Here is a 16,438-nt window from a genome sequence, read left to right on the forward strand (position 1 = left end):
TCTTGACCGCGTCGTTTATGCATCGACCGTGCCATGGAACGGTGTGCCTTTATCGGCGGCTGCGTGGGGTTGTATGCCAGTGCGGAGAGCGGGAAAGTGTCGTTCGGTAGCCGACGGTTAGCGGTGGAAGTTTGGTTGGGGGAGACATTGCACAGGGTGACTGGTCACTGTCGATGCGTGCTGGATGAGCAGCGGCTTTGCGTGACTGGGTCAAGTCGGCCCAAATCAGCGCCTTGCACCCCTCGCTGCAGGGGCTAAGCAATTCTACGGCCGAGTGGAGTGGAGGGCACGACGATCGGCAGCGCCCGACCCTAGCCTGGAACACAAAAACAGAAGCGCATCGGTATTCTGATTAACGCCCCTGTCTGCCGGCCTTACCTCCCCGCCTGAAACGCCGCCAACGCCTTCCCGAGTTCCTCGTCGGTGACAGCGGGCGAAATGGTGAACGTAAAGATATCGCCAAACTGCAGCACCCACGCCGCCAGGGGGGCCGTGCTGTCGGCCTCGACGATCGCGCACCCGCTCAACTCGCCGATTGCGTGCCAACGGCCGAGCATCGTGATGCCATCGGGCGGCAGCGCGCCTCCCGTCTTCATGAAACGTTCGATCGCCGATTGCTGTGCCGTCGGTAGCCCCTTCCACTGCACAATGAATTTCATTGCGGACCTCCACTTGACTCGCGACGATGCCGGCCAGTGGCAAGCCGTCATCGCAGCAGGCGCCGCAGGATGCGGCGCGTGAGAGCCTGCATCGGGCGCAGATTCTTCCGACGTTATCCGCGAGGCAATGCCGCCACTTCGGCCTTCTAAAGAATGATAGGCAGCGGCCATCCGAAGGGGAAATGCGGCGCGTAGTCTTTCTCCGCCGCGCAGCGCATCGTCGTTTTGAGCCGCCGTCCCCCACCCGCAGGCTTCCACGCCAGACGCAGCGCTATACTGACTCCCCGTCCATAGCGCGAGTAGCCGGGGCAGCACGAGCGCTGCCCGGCGAACCGATAAAAAATTGGCTGAACACGATCTCAAACGACTCAAAATCGACCGCGCGCCGGTGACTGCGCGCCGTCGGCGCAACTGGACCGGCTACGGGGTGGCCGCGCTTATCGTCGTGGGCGCGCTCGTCGTGGGCTTGCGCTTCGCCAGCCCGCGCACCGTGCAAACCACGTCGGTCGTCTCCGCTTATCCGTCGCAGAGCTACACCTTGCTGAACGCGACGGGCTACGTCGTGCCGCAACGCAAGGCGGCCCTGGCGTCGAAGGCACAAGGGCGGCTCGAATGGCTCGGGGTGCTCGAAGGCACGCATGTGAAAAAGGACGAAGTCATCGCCAGGCTGGAAAGTGCGGACGTCGAGGCGTCGCTGGCGCAGGCGAGGGCGCAGGTGAAGGTCGCGCAAGCGAACCTCGCGCTGCAGGTCGCCGAACTGAAAAACGCTGAACTCAACCTGCGCCGCTCTAAGATTCTGGTGCCGAGCGGCGCGATGCCCGCGACGCAGTACGACGCCGATCTCGCGCGCTACGACAAGGCGCAGGCGTCTATCGACAACAGCCGCGCGGCCATCGTGTCGGCGCAGGCGAACGCGCAGGCCGCACAGGTTGCTGTCGATCAGACGGTGATTCGCGCGCCGTTCAACGGCGTGGTGATCGAGAAGCATGCGAACGTCGGCGACAACATCACGCCGTTTTCTCAGGCGTCCGACAGCAAAGGGGCCGTCGTCACCATCGCCGACATGGACACGCTCGAAGTCGAGGCGGATGTCGCGGAATCGAACATCGCGAAGATCGCCGTCGACGCGCCTTGCGAGATCCAGCTCGACGCGCTCCCCGAACTGCGTCTCGCAGGCCGCGTATCGCGCATCGTGCCGACCGTCGACCGCTCGAAGGCGACGGTGCTCGTCAAGGTGCGCTTCGTCGATCGCGACCCACGCGTGCTGCCGGACATGAGCGCAAAGATCGCTTTCCTGTCAAAGCCGGTGCCGCCGCAGGACCGGCGGCCCGTCGTCGCCGCGCAGCCGGCTGCCGTCGTTCAGCGCGACGGACGCAGCATCGTCTTCGTCATCAAGGACGAGACCGTGCATCAGGTGCCCGTCACGACGGGCGCGAAACTCGGCGATCTGATCGCGCTCGACGGCGTGCGTGCAGGAGACGTGCTGGTGCGTGCGCCCGACGCGCAGTTGACGGACGGCGCGAAAGTCAACGTGGCGAAGCCATAACATGAGCGGGCAGCCAGCTATGAACCGAGCGAATGGCGCTGCGCCGCTCGTCGAGATATCGCAACTCGTGAAGTCGTACCGGCGCGGCGTGCAGACGGTGCCGGTGCTGTCGAACATCACGCTTTCGATCGAAGAAGGCGACTTCATCGCATTGATGGGGCCGTCGGGCTCAGGCAAGAGCACGCTGCTCAACCTGATTGCGGGCATCGACCGGCCCGATGGCGGCGTGCTGCGCGTGGGCGGGCTCGATATCACGCAACTGTCGGAAGCGGCGCTGGCCGACTGGCGCGCGGCCAACGTCGGCTTTATCTTCCAGTTCTACAACCTGATGCCGGTGCTGACGGCGTTCGAGAACATCGAGTTGCCGCTGATGCTCACGAGACTCACGCGCAAGGAGCGGCGCGAGCGCGTCGAGCTGGTGCTCGAGATGGTCAATCTCGCGAACCGCGCGCATCACTATCCGTCGGAGCTGTCGGGCGGACAGCAGCAGCGCGTCGCGATTGCCCGCGCAGTCATCACCGATCCGACGCTGATCGTCGCCGACGAACCAACCGGCGACCTCGATCGCACATCGGCGGAAGAAGTCCTCGCGATGCTGCAACGTCTGAACCGCGAACTGGGCAAGACCATCATCATGGTCACGCACGACGCGCATGCCGCAGGCGCCGCGAATGCGCTCGTGCATCTGGACAAAGGGGAGCTGACCGATGGCGACACACGCTGATCGGCGCGACGGCAGCCTGTCATGCACGCGCTGAAGCTGATTACGCGCAACGCGCTGCGCCACAAGCTGCGCACTGCGTTGACGGTGCTCGGGCTCACCATCGCGGTGCTCGCATACGGGCTCCTCAATACGGTAGTCGATGCGTGGTATGCGGGCGCCGCGGCCGCATCGAACGCGCGCCTCGTCACGCGCAATGCCATTTCGCTGACGTTCTCGCTGCCGCTCAGCTACGAGAACCGCATTCGCGGCGTGGAAGGCGTGACGCTGGTTGCGCGCTCGAGCTGGTTCGGCGGCGTGTATCGCGAGCCGAAGAACTTCTTCGCGCAGTTCGCCGTGTCGGACAACTATCTGGACCTCTATCCCGAGTTGATCGTGCCCGCTCAACAGCGCAGCGATTACGTACGCGACCGCAAGGGCTGTCTCGTCGGCCGGCAACTCGCGACGCAGTTCGGCTTCAAGGTCGGCGACGTCATCCCGATCAAAGGCACGATCTATCCGGGCACCTGGGAGTTTGTCGTGCGCGGCATCATGGATGGCCGCGACGAATCGACGATCACGCGGCAACTCATTTTTCATTGGGACTATCTGAACGAATCGGTGCGCAAAATGCCGGGGCGGCGCGCGGATCAGGTCGGTGTCTACGTGCTGGGCATTGCTGTTCCCGAGGAGGCCGCCGCGATCTCGCGCAACGTCGACGACGTGTTCAAAAACTCCCTCGCAGAAACGCTGACCGAAACGGAGCAGGCGTTCCAGCTCGGCTTCGTCGCGATGTCGAATCAGATCATCGCGGCGATCCGCGTCGTGTCGTATGTGGTGATCGTCATCATCATGGCCGTGATGGCGAATGCGATGGCGATGAGCGCTCGCGAGCGCACCGTCGAATACGCGACGCTGAAGGCGCTCGGTTTCGGACCGGGCTTTCTCGCGCTGCTGATGTTCGGCGAGTCGTTGACGCTGTGCATCGCGGGCGGCGGGCTCGGCATGCTGCTGACGCCGCCCGCCGCCAGTATCTTCCGGCAGGCGACGGGCGGTGTATTCCCCGTCTTCCACGTGTCACGTGACACCGTGCTGTTGCAGGCGGCGTGTGCGGGTGTCGTCGGCGTGGCGGCGGCGATCATTCCGGCGATCCAGGCGGCGCGCGTGCGGATCGTCGAAGGCCTGCGGGCGATCGGGTAGCGCATCGTGGCCATTCCGCTTTCATATATCGCTCGCAACCTGTGGACCCGCCGGCTGACGACGGCGCTCACGGCGGGCGGACTCGCGCTCGTCGTATTTGTGTTCTCGACGGTGCTGATGCTCGACGCGGGCCTGAAGAAAACGCTCGTCTCGACGGGCGAAGAGGACAACGTCGTCGTGATCCGCAAGGGCGCGGAGACGGAAGTGCAGAGCGCGATCGACCGCAATCAGGCCAACGTGATCGAGATGCATCCGGCCGTCGCGATCGGCGGCGACGGACGAAGGCTCGCGTCGAAAGAGTCGGTCGTGCTGATCTCGCTCGCGAAAATCGGCTCGGGCAAACCGTCGAACGTGGTGATACGCGGTGTGTCGCAGGCGGGCATCGGCTTGCGGCCGCAGGTGCGGCTCGCATCGGGGCGCTTCTTCACGCCGGGATCGTCGGAGATCGTGGTCGGCAGCAGCATTGCGAAGGGCTTCGCGCGCACGCAGCCCGGCGAGCACTTGCGTTTCGCGCAGCGCGAGTGGACCGTGGTCGGCACCTTCGACGCAGGCGGCAGCGGCTTCGATTCGGAGATCTGGGGCGATGCCGATCAGCTGATGCAGGCGTTTCGCCGGACGAGTTATTCGTCGATGGTCGTGCGGCTTTCAGAGAGCGATCAGTTCGAGCGCTTCAGGAGCGATATCGACGTCGACCCGCGCCTCGCCGACGACGCGAAACGCGAGCGAACTTTTTACAGCGACCAGTCGAAGGCGCTGTCGACGTTCCTCAACATACTCGGCTTCACGCTGTCGGCCATTTTTTCGATTGCCGCGATGATCGGCGCGATGATCACGATGTATGCGTCCGTGGCGAATCGCGTGGCGGAGATCGGCACGTTGCGCGCGCTCGGCTTCAAGCGCGCGAACGTGCTCGCGGCGTTCCTCATCGAAGCGATGCTACTGGGGCTCGTCGGCGGCCTCGCGGGGCTTGGCTGCGCAGCGTTCATGCAGTTCGCGTCGTTCTCGACAACCAACTTCCAGACCTTCGCGGACCTGTCGTTCCGCTTCATCCTGACGCCCGCGATTGTCGGGAAGACATTGGCGTTCTCGGTGACGATGGGGTTGGTCGGCGGCTTTTTGCCCGCGTTGCGCGCGTCCCGGATGAATGTTGTGGATGCGTTGCGGGCGAGGTGAGTGGATGGCGTGTGGGGAGTTGGAATTGCCGGTAGGTAGTGTTTGCGGGAGTGGTGGCGGCCAGGAGTACATCGCTCAACGTTGGAGTCTCTTTCCAACTCCGAGAACGGAGCAAACTTCGACCGGATGACTTGGCGGTGTTCTAGTCGTTCAACGTAGTAGAACTAGCGGCTCGCTAAGCTCACCCCTAAAGCGCTTCCACACACTTACCGCCGAAATGCACGGCAATCACGCCGATTACAAGCGCGACAACGGCGCGCAAAAACCACACCTTGAACGCAATCGCAACGTCAAAAACGTCGAACGCCTGGATCAGGCCGAAGAGTCCGAAGCAGATCGACGCGATGCCCAATGCGAGCAAGGAGACAGCGAGCGTTTGAAGCCGGGACCTGCGGGGAACGTCCGCCGTTGCCGCCGGCAATTCCTCGCGCGGCTTACCAATCGGCCTCACGTGCTCAGCTTCCGCATTTGCTGACCCGGGGCGGTCGGCGAGCGCAGCGCGTCGTCGGACGGCTCACCGACGGTGACGAACTGCACCATGAAGCACAGTACAAAGCAGAGAATCATGAAGCAGCGGCCCGTCGAGAAGAAGGCACTCTTTCCGGGGACGATGAAATTCACGGTAACTGTTCTGTTATCGGCGACGACGCCCTGCGCGATCGTGGCTCGCGAGGTGGGTCCCTGCAGTGCGGCTGGCGCCCCTTGCACGAAACGGGTACCGGTTAGTGCCCCGACGAACGCACAAACTATATGCAGCTGCATCAGCCATAGCGGCTGGGCATGCCCTGGGTTGACGAGCATGAGATTGACGTAGGCCACGATACCGGCACAGGCAGCGCTCAGTGCGAGGGCCAGTAGCCAGGATTTCAATCGCAAGTTCATGAATTTCCGCATCGATAAAAAACGTTCTTATTGGATTTCGGTAAAACGCGAATTTTCTTTAGCGATTCGTTGATTGGCGCCATGCTGATTCGGACCGAAAATGCCTCGGCAATGTCATGACTTGCAGAAAGACGAGTAACTGCGAGCCGCCTTACGCTGATGGCGCAGCAGCAAAAAGAACGCGGAAACATGTGTTCCGGTGGCATGTTGCCTCCTGTCAGATGTTGTCTCGCGCATTGAAGTCCATGATGCAAATCAGCGGGCGCGTCGCCGGATCAACTGACGCAGCGACAACGCGTGCAACAGGATCGAGCCCGGCACCACGAACGCAGGTGTCAGCACGTCGGGATAAGCGCCCGCGCCGATGCTCGGCATAGCCGGATGGATCAACTGCAACGGGCCGGGCGAGGTGAGCATCCCCAAAGTAATCGCGACGGCGAAGTCGGCGAGGCCGAAGAGGTTCCAGGCGATCGCAGCGTTCCGCCCTCGACTCGCACCGCTCGCCACGGCGATTGCCACCGGCACGGCGAACAGGCCGGTCAACACATCGCCAATTCCCGCCGGCAACGCGAAGACGCCTGGCAGCAGTCCATGCAGCCAGGCAGCGAGCGCCCAACTGCCGAATACGCGGTAAAGCTGAAGAGCGACGAGCCAACTGGCCGGCATCCCATCGAGCACGCGTCCCACCCGCTTCGACAACAGCAACAGCGGTGCGCCGATCATCACCGGCAGGAAGATCGCCAACGGCAACAACGGCAATGGTGAGACGCCTGCGCGGAAAGCGCCATTGATCGCCGCGCTCCAGACGACAGCGAACCAAAGCGTGTCTGGGATCATGACCGCGAGCCAGGTGGCACGGCGTTGGGCCGGCGTGAGGTCTGTGCTTTCGAGGCCGAGCCACAAACCTAGTGCAATCAGCGCATGAGCACTCAACTGATGAACTGTGGTCGGAACGCCGCTGGTCGGGATGATCGGCTGCCAATAGATCAACGCGATCCATAGCGCGACCAACGGGACGAGCCAAAACAGGCTGCGCCACGCTGGACCCGGCGAGACGCTATCGACGGGAACGCGGACGACGGTCATTGACCATTCTCCAGGTGATGCGCAGTCTTCGCGGATGCCGCCTCGAACACCGCTGTCAGTATGCCGAGTCGGCCTTCCAGGATATTTCGCCCAAGGTTGGTCGTAAGCTGCGCGAAGTCCGGACCCATCACCACGCCGAGATTGGGCGAGGGCGGCGGCCCTGACGCACGCAGCTCTGCAAACCAGGCCTTTGCAGTGTCGGTGTCGTCTTGCCATGCCAGCGTGCGAAGACCTGCTTGCTCGATCGCCTCGCGCGTTGCATCGGCGGTCAGGAGAAAACTTGTTGCCGGCGTTCGTGCCCAAGGCACGGGGTAGTGTGGTTCGCCGCCGTTTGCAACGACGACGTCGAACGTCGCAAACCTGCCGCCTGGCTTCAGCACGCGTTCGATCTCCCGGTAAAGCCGTGCGCGATCGGTGATGTTCATCGCCACGTGCTGCAGGAATACGGCGTCGAATTGGGCGTCTTCGAAGGGAAGTTCCAGCGCGCTCGCCGTATGGAACGACACCTGTTCGCTTTGCCCCGTTCGCTGCGTGAGATAACGTGCGGCATCCACGAACGGCTCGCTGAGGTCGATGCCTGTCACGCGGCAACCATACGTAGCGGCCAGAAAACGGGCCGGCCCGCCGACGCCCGAACCGACGTCCAGCACCGACATATCCGCGGTGATTCGGGCCAATCCGGCAAGCTCGGCGGTGGCGGCAAGACCGCGTGTGTGAAACTGGTCGAGGGCGGCCAATTGCTGCGGTGTTAGCGGCTGATCCTCCGGTCCAAAGGCACTGAGGGCGACCCTCAGCCGCCCGGTCAGGCCGGTCGCGCGATAGTAACCGCGCACGTCATCCAGTGCATCGTTCATTGCAGGTTTCTCCACGGTCCTGGCGGGTTGTCGAAGGCTTGCGAGCCGGCGTTGGCGCGACTGCTCGTCGACAGACATAGGTGTACCATCGTCACTCGCGAGCGACTATTCCTCACAATGTTGACGGGCTATGAAGCAGATCTTCACAGTCAGGCAGGGCGCGCTGGATGGCGTGGAGGCGTTTCTGAGCGTTGCCCGGCATCGCAGTTTTCGCCGGGCAGCCGCGGAACTCGGCGTGACGCCGTCGGCCATCAGCCAGGCGGTGCGTGTACTGGAAGAACGCATTGGCGCAGCGCTCTTCATGCGGACTACGCGCAGCGTCGGACTGACTGAAGCCGGCGAACAATTTCTTGCGCGCGCGAAGCCCGCCTTCGAGGAGCTTGTCGCCGCCAGCGAGGTTGCGCGTGGCCTCGGGCAGCGGCCCACCGGATTGCTGCGTCTTTCAGTGCCGCGCGCGGTGGTGCCGATCCTCCTCGAACCCTTGATCGCAACTTTCTGCGAGGCTTATCCCGAGATCGAAGTGGAGATCGCCGCAAGCAACGAGCTGATCGACCTTGCAAGCGAAGGGTTCGACGCCGGCATACGGCTCGGTCAGTTCGTCGACGCCGACATGGTCGCGGTGCCGTTGACGCCGCCGTTTCGTTTTGTTGTCGTCGGCAGCCCTGCATACTTCGCGGCGCGCAGCCGGCCCGAGCACACGGACGATCTGCGTCAGCACGCGTGCTTGCGATGGCGCAGGTCCGGCGGCGCGCTGGCGCCGTGGTCATTCAACGACGACGGCAACGCGATCGAGATCGCCGTAAGCGGCCCTTTCATCGCCCATGATTTCCCCACGATGCTCGGCGCGGCCGTCGAAGGCATAGGCCTTGCCCAACTGCCTGAGCCGATGGTCGCTGAAGGACTGCGAACCGGGAAACTGGTAGCTGTGCTGGAGCGGTTCGCACCGATGATGCCGGGCGTGTTTCTCTACTATCCGAGCCGCCGGCAGATCATGCCGAAGCTGCGCGCGTTCATCGATCATGTGAAGAGCCGTGCGGCGGGTAGCAGGAAAGTCCCGGGGACGAGATGACTTACGGCTCGATACGTGTCACGGTTGCAGCACGGCAGTAAAGCAGAATGTCCAAACCTGTCGACGGATTCAGGTCGACCTGGATGCGACCATCGTCGCAGTGAGAAAACCGCAAATCATAAATCCACGACGGATCAGACACGTTTTCAGTTGTGAACCCGCTTCCCTCTACTTCCTCAAGAAAGAATGTAATCCTGCAAGGCGCATGATGCCCGTTCCATGCCGGATTGTCCTGTCCACTATGACGGATTACGAGCTCCATATCGGTATGCCATGCTCCGTTCGCATTCACCCGGCGCAGGGTTACTTCAAGTACCTCGGCATCGTGAAAGTTGGGCCAATAACCAAAGATACTTCGTATCAACCAGGCATGCTTGACCGCACTCTCGTCCGTTTCCTTGCGGTTCTTGTATCGGTCCGATTCCCACGACTCCGGCAAACCCTCGACTATCAGCTCCAGCTTGTTTACGAGGTATCGTTCCGCCTCTTCGAGCGATCCCCGGAAGTCAAGCGTAGTCGCGCCGCTTGCGAGGCGACCATTGCCCTTCTCCTGTACGATTTCAAAGCCATAGATGAAGGTACCGTCGTCGCGCTGAATGAGGTGATAACCAATGTCATAAGGCAAGCGCCTTTCATTCTGCCGAACGCATCTAAACGTCTTGGCGTAGTTTGACTGAAGCTGCATTTTTATCTCTCTCTCGGTACTACTGGTCATCAATCCTTCTATGCCGCGCTTGGGATCGGACGCTGTATCCGCGCTCATATAGGAAATCGCCGACGTTCTAACAGGCATCATCGTAGAGCGCAAGCTATTTGCAGATCGATCGCGATACTGTCGCTCTCGCGTAGCTTTAGACCGCGGGCGCGGCTTCCTCGGCTGCCAACGCGGCTCGAGTTGAACGGCGTGCGCCAATGCGGTCCTGAAAGCGTGCGAGTGCCGGCCAGCGCTTGATGTCTATCGAGAATATCGGCAGCCACGACAGCACCGTGTACAGATAGGCGTCGGCCACGCCGAACTCGTCGTGCAAGTAGTCTTTGCGCGAAAGCGTGGCGTCGAGATTGTCGAGGCGCTTATAGAACTTCTCTTTGACGATGTCCTTCACGCTCCCAGGAATCTCGCTGCTAAACAGCGGGGCGCAGCCAGCGTGAATTTCCGACGTGATGAAGTTCAGCGTTTCCTGGAGTCGCACACGTTCCCAGGTGCCGTTCGCCGGCGCGAGCATCTTCTCCGGTTTCAGGTCCGCCAGGTACTGAAGAATCGCCGGCCCTTCGGTGAGCACTTCGCCGTTGTCGAGTACGAGCGCGGCGACATAGCCCTTCGGGTTCACGTCGAGGAAACTGCGGCCCTCGGACGTCTGCTTCGTCTTGTTGTTGACGCGGACCAGTTCGAACGGCAGGCCGAGTTCGCGCAGAACGATATGCGGCGACAGAGAGCACGCATTGGCGGCGAAATAGAGTTTCATGAGTTAGGTCCTTCTGTTGCGGTCAGATCGAGCGCGAAGCATCGCAACAAGCTGGTCTCCTGGCAAACGACATCTCGCCTGCTACGATATGAGAAATTGTCATGACGGCAGCGAGATGCCGAATCGACCGCTTAACGAGCGTGGTCTGTCTACAGGTTTGCTATACACGGTGCAATGCAATGGCGGGGAAACTTCCCTCACTGAACGGCTTGAAAGTATTCGAATGTGCCGCGCGTCATATGAGCTTCACCAAGGCGGCCGCCGAACTGAATGTGACGCAGACGGCGGTTAGCCATCAGATACGGCGTCTCGAGGATGAACTGGGCATCCGCCTGTTTCATCGCTTCAAGGAGCGCCTGGAATTGACTGCGTCGGGGCAGGCCTATTTGCAGGGAGTGAGCCTCGCGTTTGAGCAGTTACGCTTCTCCACCGAGCAACTGCTCGAAGGCTCCAACAAGAGTACGCTCACCATTTCCACGCTTGCCACGTTCGCATCTAAATGGCTGCTGCCACGCTTGGGGTCATTTCGTCTTAAGCATCCCGATATCGACATTCGCCTGAGCGCTTCTACTGACTTGATCGATTTCGTGGCCGGTGGCGCGGACGCGGCAATTCGTTACGGCAGCGGCGAATGGAAAGGGCTGCGCGTTGACCGGCTGATGGACGACGAGATCTTCCCGGTATGCAGTCCAAAGCTGCTGACGGGCAGTCATCCACTCACGAGCGTCGACAATCTCGCTCATCACACGCTATTGCAGGTGAGCGGCGTGACAAGCAACGATTGGAGCATCTGGCTCGACGCGGCCAAGCTGCCAACCAATTTGCGCGGGGGCGCGCGGCTGACTTTCGATCTCGCGCTGATGGCCGTGCAAGCCGCGGTAGAGGGTCACGGCGTGTGCATCGGGCGGCGTGCTTACGTGGAGGACGACTTGCGCGCCGGCCGCCTTATCGCGCCGTTTGGCAAGTCGGTCATAACCGACCGCGCGTTTTATCTCGTCTCGCCGCATGATCTCGCCAACTGCGCGAAGGTGGTGGCGCTGCGCACGTGGCTCATGGGCGTGATTGGCGATTCGCGAAATGAGGCTACCGTTGGGCTCGCCGATTTCGATGACAACGTTGACGCGGTCGGTGACGATCACATTGCGCTGTCGTAGAACGTATGAAATTGAGTGATCGGCGCGCTGACAGCCAATGCTTGAAGCGGAAAGCAGGATGCGAGTTCTCTCACTGTCGTTGTCTTCGAAAGCCTGCGCAAAAATTCCTCAGTAAAGCCAACTTTCAATCCTCCGTTGCGGTCGAGAAATTGGCCCCATAAGGACATGTTACGAAAGCGCTTGTCCGCAACCGTAGCGCTTGCGATATACGCTTCCGGAAAGAGTCGCTGATAGGCCCGGAGGTTATGGAGCCACGAAGTCCCGAGTACGCTTTCGGCCTCTGGTTCGTATCTGCGTACGTGATCGAATAGCGCCTGAAGTTCGGAAAGCCGCATCGGCAGCCGATCAATGCTCAACGGCGAGACGGTCGCGGCATCGGTGTTCTGAAAGTGCAAGCGTATGGATTGGCTATCCGGTGTTGCATACGAAAAGCAGCCGAATGTCGCCACCAACGGCGTCTCTCTGCCTGCCTGCGCATGGGCGAGATAAAAGCTATATGTCCAGTCGCTCGCGTGCGTGGTTTGGCTTAATCCTTGTATATATCGGCGCCACGTCGGGTGGTCCTGATCGAACGCTCGGCCCAGCCCGAAGCGCACGGACAAGTTTGTATAGTCGAGAAGTGCTTGCTCCAACGGTATCGCTGCCAGCGCAGCGACCACGCGCGCAAAGCGAAGTTGCAGGTCGAAAAACTCTTTGCCGTATCTCATGTGCGCCCTCGAAAGCGTATAAACCAAGGTAAACGTACAGAGACCTATGGTTCGTCGGGGGCAATACCGTGAACTCGACGACATCGCGTTTTGTAACAGCATAAAGCCCCAGCGGCACATAACCGCCGAGGCTTGTCCCATCACTCAACCACTCACCGATTAACCATCCTCGCGGGCACACTAATCGCCAGCAGTCCCCCAAGAACCAGAAACGCCGCCAGCATATACATCCCCGAATCATTAGCCGCAGTCGCCTGCTTCAACCACCCCACCGCATACGGACTCAAAAACCCCGCAAGATTGCCAATCGAATTAATCATCGCAATCCCGGCCGCGGCACCCGTTCCCGCAAGAATCGCCGTCGGCAAACTCCAGAACAGCGGCAACGTAGTGAGAATGCCCATCGTCGCAAGCGTGAGAGAAGCCATCGCGAGCACGGTGTTGTGCGTGTACACCACCGAAAGCACCAGTCCAACGGCTCCCGCAAACGCCGGCAACGCAATATGCCAGCGACGCTCCCGCATGCGGTCCGCGCTGCGCGCAACCAGCACCATCGCCACCACCGCCGCCGCGAACGGAATCGCGGAGAGCAGGCCGATCGCGAACGCATCCGTCACGCCAGTCGCCTTAATGATCGTCGGCAGCCAGAAGCTCACGCCATACAAACCCATCACGAACGAAAAGTAAGTGAGGCTAAGCATCAGCACGCGGCCGCTCGTCAGCACCTGGCGAATCGGCATGTCGTGCTTGGTCGCTTCTTCCGCGGAAACGTGGCGCTGCAGCAGTTCCTTTTCTTCGTCGGTCAGCCACTTGGCCTTCGAAATACGATCATCGAGTGCGACGAAAACCAGAATGCCCACCAGCACCGACGGCAGCCCTTCGAGCAGAAACAGCCACTGCCAGCCGTGCCAACCGTTCACGCCATTGAACGTCTTCAGGATATAGCCCGACACCGGCCCGCCGATCACTCCCGAGAGCGCAATCGCCGTCATGAACCACGTCGTCATGCGTCCGCGCCGATGCGACGGATACCAGTAGGTGAGATACAGAATGATGCCGGGAAAGAAACCCGCTTCGGCAATACCGAGCAGAAAGCGCATCACGTAGAACATGGTCGGCGTGGTGACGAACATGGTCAGCATGGAGATCACGCCCCACGACACCATGATCCGCGCAATCCACACGCGCGCGCCCACCTTGTGCAAAATCACATTGCTTGGGATCTCGAAGAAAAAGTAGCCGACGAAGAAAATGCCTGCGCCAAAGCCATAAACCGCATCGCTCAGGCCGAGGTCGCTCGTCATTTGCAGCTTCGCGAAGCCGACGTTCACGCGGTCGAGATACGCGACCACGTAGCAGAGCATCAGGAGCGGCGCGAGCCGCCAGTTGACCTTGCGATAGGTCGCCTCTTCGAACGTGGAAGGCGGCGCACCCGCGCCGGGATGGTGGAGCGGATCTGCGGGACTAGCCATGGTGTCTCCTCTTTTCTTGTGGAATTGAAGTGCCGCGTCGATCGATTCTAGCCGTGCGGCGCGGCTCGCACGTCAATTAGATACCGGGGGAAAACACTGAGCCCGGCAAGCGCCGTACGTGAACGGCGCTTGCTCAGGGCAACGCCACCAACGCCAAACCCAACGCCAGAGCCACGACTACACGCAGCGCCCGCCATCCACTTCCAGACACACGCCGGTGATGAACTCCGCTTCGTCCGAAGCCAGATAGAGCGCGGCGTTCGCAATGTCCTGCGGCGTCGAAAAGCGTCCGAGCGGAATGCCCGCGAGAAAGCGCTTGCGGTTCTCAGGCGTATCTTCGACGCCCATGAATTCGGACAGCAAAGCCGTTTCGCCGATCACCGGATTCACGCAATTCACGCGGATGCGGTCCGGCCCGAGTTCCACCGCCAGCGACTTGCTCGCGATGATCACCGCGCCCTTGCTGCCGTTGTACCAGACGAGTCCAGGGCGCGGCCGCACGCCCGCCGTCGACGCGATATTGATGAAGCTGCCGCCGCCTTGCTCGCGGAAATACGGCACGAACTCCTGCACGCTCCAGTAGATGCTCTTGACGTTCACCGCGTACACGCGGTCGAACTCGGCTTCGGTCACTTCGAGCACCGGCTTGTTGCGATGCGTGGTGCCCGCATTGTTGACGACGATCTGCACGCTGCCGAAGTCTTCGAGCGCCGCCTCGCGCAGCTTTTGCCAGTCCTCGCGTTGCGCGACGTTGCCCGTCACTGCAATCGCCTTGCCGCCCGCCAGCGCAATTTCGCTCGCGACGCGCTCGGCGGCGGGGCCGTTGAGATCGTTGACGACGACGTTCGCGCCCTCGCGCGCGTAGGTCTTCGCGATGCCTTCGCCGAAACCCGAGCCGCCACCCGTGACGATGGCCGTTTTACCTGTCAACCGCATGATGTCTCCATTGTTTGTCGTAGATGTTGATGCGTAAGTCGGGGCATGCAGAGACACGAACTAGCCGTGCCGGATCGCAATCGTCTTCAGCACCGTAAAGCCATACAGCGCCTCGAATCCTTTCTCGCGTCCGTGGCCCGAATGCTTGACGCCGCCAAACGGCAATTCGACGCCGCCGCCCGCGCCATAGTTGTTGATGAACACCTGGCCCGAGCGCAGACGCCGCGCGAGACGCATCTGGCGCGCGCCGTCGCGTGTCCAGATGCCGGCCACCAGGCCGTATTGCGTGCCGTTGGCGAGCGCGAGCGCTTCGTCTTCGTCGCTGAAGGACATGGCGGCGAGCACGGGGCCGAATACTTCGTCGCGGGCAAGGCGGTGGCTCGCGGGCACGTCGCGCAACAACGTGGGCGCCTGATAGAAGCCGCTTTCCGGCGCCTCGGGAATCACTTCGCCGTGCGCGGCCATCGCGATGCCGTCATGCTGCGCGTCGGACAGAAAGTCCCACACGCGCTGCTGCTGTTTCGCGTTGATGAGCGGGCCGCAATCCAGATCCGCATGCGACGGACCGACGCGCAGCGCGTTGAACGCGCCGCTCAGCCGGTCGAGCAGCGGCTCGTAAATCCCGCGGTCGATCAGCACGCGGCTGCCCGCCGAACAGGTTTGCCCGGCGTTCTGCACGATCGCGGAAACGAGCACGGGCAGCGCGGCGTCGAGGTCCGCGTCGGCGAAAACGATTTGCGGGGACTTGCCGCCCAGCTCGAGCGTGACGGGCACGTGGTTCTCGGCGGCCATTTGCGTGACGAGCTTGCCGGTTTCGGGCGAGCCGGTGAACGAAATATGATCGATGCCCGGATGACGCGCGAGCGCCGCTCCCGCGTCGTGTCCATAACCGGTGACGACATTGAGCGCGCCTGCGGGCAGGCCCGCTTCGGCCGCCAGTTCGGCGACGCGCAGCACCGAAAGGCACGCGTCTTCGGCGGGCTTGACGACGCACGCATTGCCCGCCGCGAGCGCCGCGCCCACGCTGCGCCCGAAAATCTGCATCGGATAATTCCACGGCACGATGTGGCCGGTCACGCCGTGCGGCTCGCGGATCGTCATCACCGTGTAGCCGGCCTGGTAGGGCAGCGTCTCGCCATGCAGCTTGTCGGCCGCGCCCGCGTAGAACTCGAAGTAGCGCACGAGCGCAGCCGAATCGGCGCGCGCCTGCTTGAGCGGCTTGCCGGTATCGCGTGCTTCGAGCTGCGCCAGTTCTTCCTGATGCGCGGCGACGAGCATCGACAGCCGGTACAGCACGCGTCCGCGTTCGGCCGCGCTCGCCGCGCCCCATGCACCTTCGAACGCGCGGCGCGCGGCGTGCACGGCGGCGTCGATGTCCGCCGCTGTGCCGCGCGCGAGTTGCGTGAACGGCTGGCCGTCCGAGGGATCGAGCACGGCGATGGTCTCGCCGCCTGAAGCAGCGGCCCACTCGCCGCCGATGAAGTGTCGGGCTTCTTCCATGCAGACTCCTTGACATGTCCGCAACCGGCGCACGTTC

The 16,438-nt window shown here is 62.0% G+C and carries 17 protein-coding genes; 6 read left to right on the top strand and 11 right to left on the bottom strand.

What is annotated here, in order from left to right; all coding sequences use genetic code 11:
- Positions 1-374: 374 nt before the first annotated feature.
- A complete protein-coding gene (locus ABIE53_RS06430; protein WP_053857709.1) occupies positions 375-659 on the bottom strand; it encodes a DUF3303 domain-containing protein in 285 nt (94 codons plus the stop codon).
- Between the two features lie 343 nt (positions 660-1,002).
- On the opposite strand from ABIE53_RS06430, the gene ABIE53_RS06435 reads away from it, so the two are divergent.
- From ABIE53_RS06435 to ABIE53_RS06450, 4 genes are read left to right on the top strand one after another with little or no spacing between them, the layout of a single operon-like run.
- Positions 1,003-2,205 (top strand): efflux RND transporter periplasmic adaptor subunit, encoded by a 1,203-nt coding sequence (locus tag ABIE53_RS06435; RefSeq protein WP_107707174.1) that lies wholly within the window; start codon positions 1,003-1,005, stop codon positions 2,203-2,205.
- Between the two features lie 19 nt (positions 2,206-2,224).
- Complete coding sequence (locus ABIE53_RS06440) at positions 2,225-2,929, top strand: ABC transporter ATP-binding protein (protein WP_107707173.1); 705 nt, start codon at positions 2,225-2,227, stop codon at positions 2,927-2,929.
- A gap of 21 nt (positions 2,930-2,950) precedes the next feature.
- Positions 2,951-4,105: an ABC transporter permease gene (locus ABIE53_RS06445; RefSeq protein WP_006048457.1), complete on the top strand. Its 1,155-nt coding sequence runs from the start codon at positions 2,951-2,953 to the stop codon at positions 4,103-4,105.
- Between the two features lie 6 nt (positions 4,106-4,111).
- Positions 4,112-5,278, top strand: coding sequence for an ABC transporter permease (locus tag ABIE53_RS06450; protein WP_006048456.1), 1,167 nt, complete (start codon positions 4,112-4,114; stop codon positions 5,276-5,278).
- 187 nt (positions 5,279-5,465) lie between these two features.
- Here the strand turns inward: ABIE53_RS06450 and ABIE53_RS06455 are convergent, their stop codons facing one another.
- The 4 genes from ABIE53_RS06455 to ABIE53_RS06470 form a co-directional block, all read right to left on the bottom strand.
- Positions 5,466-5,729, bottom strand: a complete 264-nt coding sequence (locus tag ABIE53_RS06455) for a hypothetical protein (RefSeq protein ID WP_258196082.1) — start codon at positions 5,727-5,729, stop codon at positions 5,466-5,468.
- Positions 5,726-6,160, bottom strand: coding sequence for a hypothetical protein (locus ABIE53_RS06460; protein WP_107707356.1), 435 nt, complete (start codon positions 6,158-6,160; stop codon positions 5,726-5,728). The genes ABIE53_RS06455 and ABIE53_RS06460 overlap by 4 nt, the downstream gene beginning before the upstream one ends.
- 255 nt (positions 6,161-6,415) lie before the next feature.
- The gene (locus ABIE53_RS06465; protein ID WP_107707172.1) at positions 6,416-7,246 is read right to left on the bottom strand and encodes a DUF8737 domain-containing protein; all 831 of its coding nucleotides are present in this window, start codon (positions 7,244-7,246) and stop codon (positions 6,416-6,418) included.
- Positions 7,243-8,100 (bottom strand): class I SAM-dependent methyltransferase, encoded by an 858-nt coding sequence (locus ABIE53_RS06470; protein WP_107707171.1) that lies wholly within the window; start codon positions 8,098-8,100, stop codon positions 7,243-7,245. The genes ABIE53_RS06465 and ABIE53_RS06470 overlap by 4 nt, the downstream gene beginning before the upstream one ends.
- Before the next feature lie 130 nt (positions 8,101-8,230).
- Here ABIE53_RS06470 and ABIE53_RS06475 point away from each other — a divergent pair, with 130 nt between their 5' ends.
- Entirely contained in the window at positions 8,231-9,169 is a 939-nt protein-coding gene (locus ABIE53_RS06475; protein ID WP_029970053.1) for a LysR family transcriptional regulator, read from the top strand.
- A 1-nt stretch (position 9,170) separates the two neighbouring features.
- Here ABIE53_RS06475 and ABIE53_RS06480 read toward each other — a convergent pair whose 3' ends face one another.
- A complete protein-coding gene (locus tag ABIE53_RS06480; protein ID WP_165919804.1) occupies positions 9,171-9,932 on the bottom strand; it encodes an Imm50 family immunity protein in 762 nt (253 codons plus the stop codon).
- A gap of 88 nt (positions 9,933-10,020) precedes the next feature.
- Entirely contained in the window at positions 10,021-10,632 is a 612-nt protein-coding gene (gene gstA, locus ABIE53_RS06485; protein ID WP_107707170.1) for a glutathione transferase GstA, read from the bottom strand.
- A 179-nt stretch (positions 10,633-10,811) separates the two neighbouring features.
- On the opposite strand from gstA, the gene ABIE53_RS06490 reads away from it, so the two are divergent.
- Positions 10,812-11,786 carry a transcriptional regulator GcvA gene (locus ABIE53_RS06490; protein WP_258196081.1) on the top strand — a complete coding sequence of 325 codons (975 nt, stop codon included), beginning with the start codon at positions 10,812-10,814 and terminating at the stop codon, positions 11,784-11,786.
- On the opposite strand, the gene ABIE53_RS06495 is transcribed toward ABIE53_RS06490, so the two are convergent.
- The 4 genes from ABIE53_RS06495 to ABIE53_RS06510 all read right to left on the bottom strand — a co-directional run bounded on the left by ABIE53_RS06495 (position 11,768) and on the right by ABIE53_RS06510 (position 16,401).
- Positions 11,768-12,493: a hypothetical protein gene (locus tag ABIE53_RS06495; protein ID WP_107707168.1), complete on the bottom strand. Its 726-nt coding sequence runs from the start codon at positions 12,491-12,493 to the stop codon at positions 11,768-11,770. The two genes, ABIE53_RS06490 and ABIE53_RS06495, sit on opposite strands and share 19 nt — an antisense overlap.
- A 152-nt stretch (positions 12,494-12,645) precedes the next feature.
- Positions 12,646-13,965: an MFS transporter gene (locus ABIE53_RS06500; protein WP_006048452.1), complete on the bottom strand. Its 1,320-nt coding sequence runs from the start codon at positions 13,963-13,965 to the stop codon at positions 12,646-12,648.
- A gap of 177 nt (positions 13,966-14,142) precedes the next feature.
- A complete protein-coding gene (locus tag ABIE53_RS06505; protein WP_107707167.1) occupies positions 14,143-14,901 on the bottom strand; it encodes an SDR family oxidoreductase in 759 nt (252 codons plus the stop codon).
- A gap of 60 nt (positions 14,902-14,961) precedes the next feature.
- Positions 14,962-16,401, bottom strand: a complete 1,440-nt coding sequence (locus ABIE53_RS06510; protein ID WP_107707355.1) for an aldehyde dehydrogenase family protein — start codon at positions 16,399-16,401, stop codon at positions 14,962-14,964.
- Positions 16,402-16,438: the final 37 nt, after the last annotated feature.

The organism is Paraburkholderia sp. OAS925 (assembly GCF_040543975.1).
Taxonomy (GTDB): Bacteria; Pseudomonadota; Gammaproteobacteria; order Burkholderiales; family Burkholderiaceae; genus Paraburkholderia; species Paraburkholderia graminis.

Coding starts and splice junctions, on each gene's coding strand:
- ABIE53_RS06495 (WP_107707168.1), bottom strand. CDS start 12,493: ATGAGATACGGCAAAGAGTTTTTCGACCTGCAACTTCGCTTTGCGCGC.
- ABIE53_RS06505 (WP_107707167.1), bottom strand. CDS start 14,901: ATGCGGTTGACAGGTAAAACGGCCATCGTCACGGGTGGCGGCTCGGGT.
- ABIE53_RS06490 (WP_258196081.1), top strand. CDS start 10,812: ATGGCGGGGAAACTTCCCTCACTGAACGGCTTGAAAGTATTCGAATGT.
- gstA (WP_107707170.1), bottom strand. CDS start 10,632: ATGAAACTCTATTTCGCCGCCAATGCGTGCTCTCTGTCGCCGCATATC.
- ABIE53_RS06430 (WP_053857709.1), bottom strand. CDS start 659: ATGAAATTCATTGTGCAGTGGAAGGGGCTACCGACGGCACAGCAATCG.
- ABIE53_RS06460 (WP_107707356.1), bottom strand. CDS start 6,160: ATGAACTTGCGATTGAAATCCTGGCTACTGGCCCTCGCACTGAGCGCT.
- ABIE53_RS06510 (WP_107707355.1), bottom strand. CDS start 16,401: ATGGAAGAAGCCCGACACTTCATCGGCGGCGAGTGGGCCGCTGCTTCA.
- ABIE53_RS06480 (WP_165919804.1), bottom strand. CDS start 9,932: ATGAGCGCGGATACAGCGTCCGATCCCAAGCGCGGCATAGAAGGATTG.
- ABIE53_RS06465 (WP_107707172.1), bottom strand. CDS start 7,246: ATGACCGTCGTCCGCGTTCCCGTCGATAGCGTCTCGCCGGGTCCAGCG.
- ABIE53_RS06470 (WP_107707171.1), bottom strand. CDS start 8,100: ATGAACGATGCACTGGATGACGTGCGCGGTTACTATCGCGCGACCGGC.
- ABIE53_RS06445 (WP_006048457.1), top strand. CDS start 2,951: ATGCACGCGCTGAAGCTGATTACGCGCAACGCGCTGCGCCACAAGCTG.
- ABIE53_RS06500 (WP_006048452.1), bottom strand. CDS start 13,965: ATGGCTAGTCCCGCAGATCCGCTCCACCATCCCGGCGCGGGTGCGCCG.
- ABIE53_RS06440 (WP_107707173.1), top strand. CDS start 2,225: ATGAACCGAGCGAATGGCGCTGCGCCGCTCGTCGAGATATCGCAACTC.
- ABIE53_RS06475 (WP_029970053.1), top strand. CDS start 8,231: ATGAAGCAGATCTTCACAGTCAGGCAGGGCGCGCTGGATGGCGTGGAG.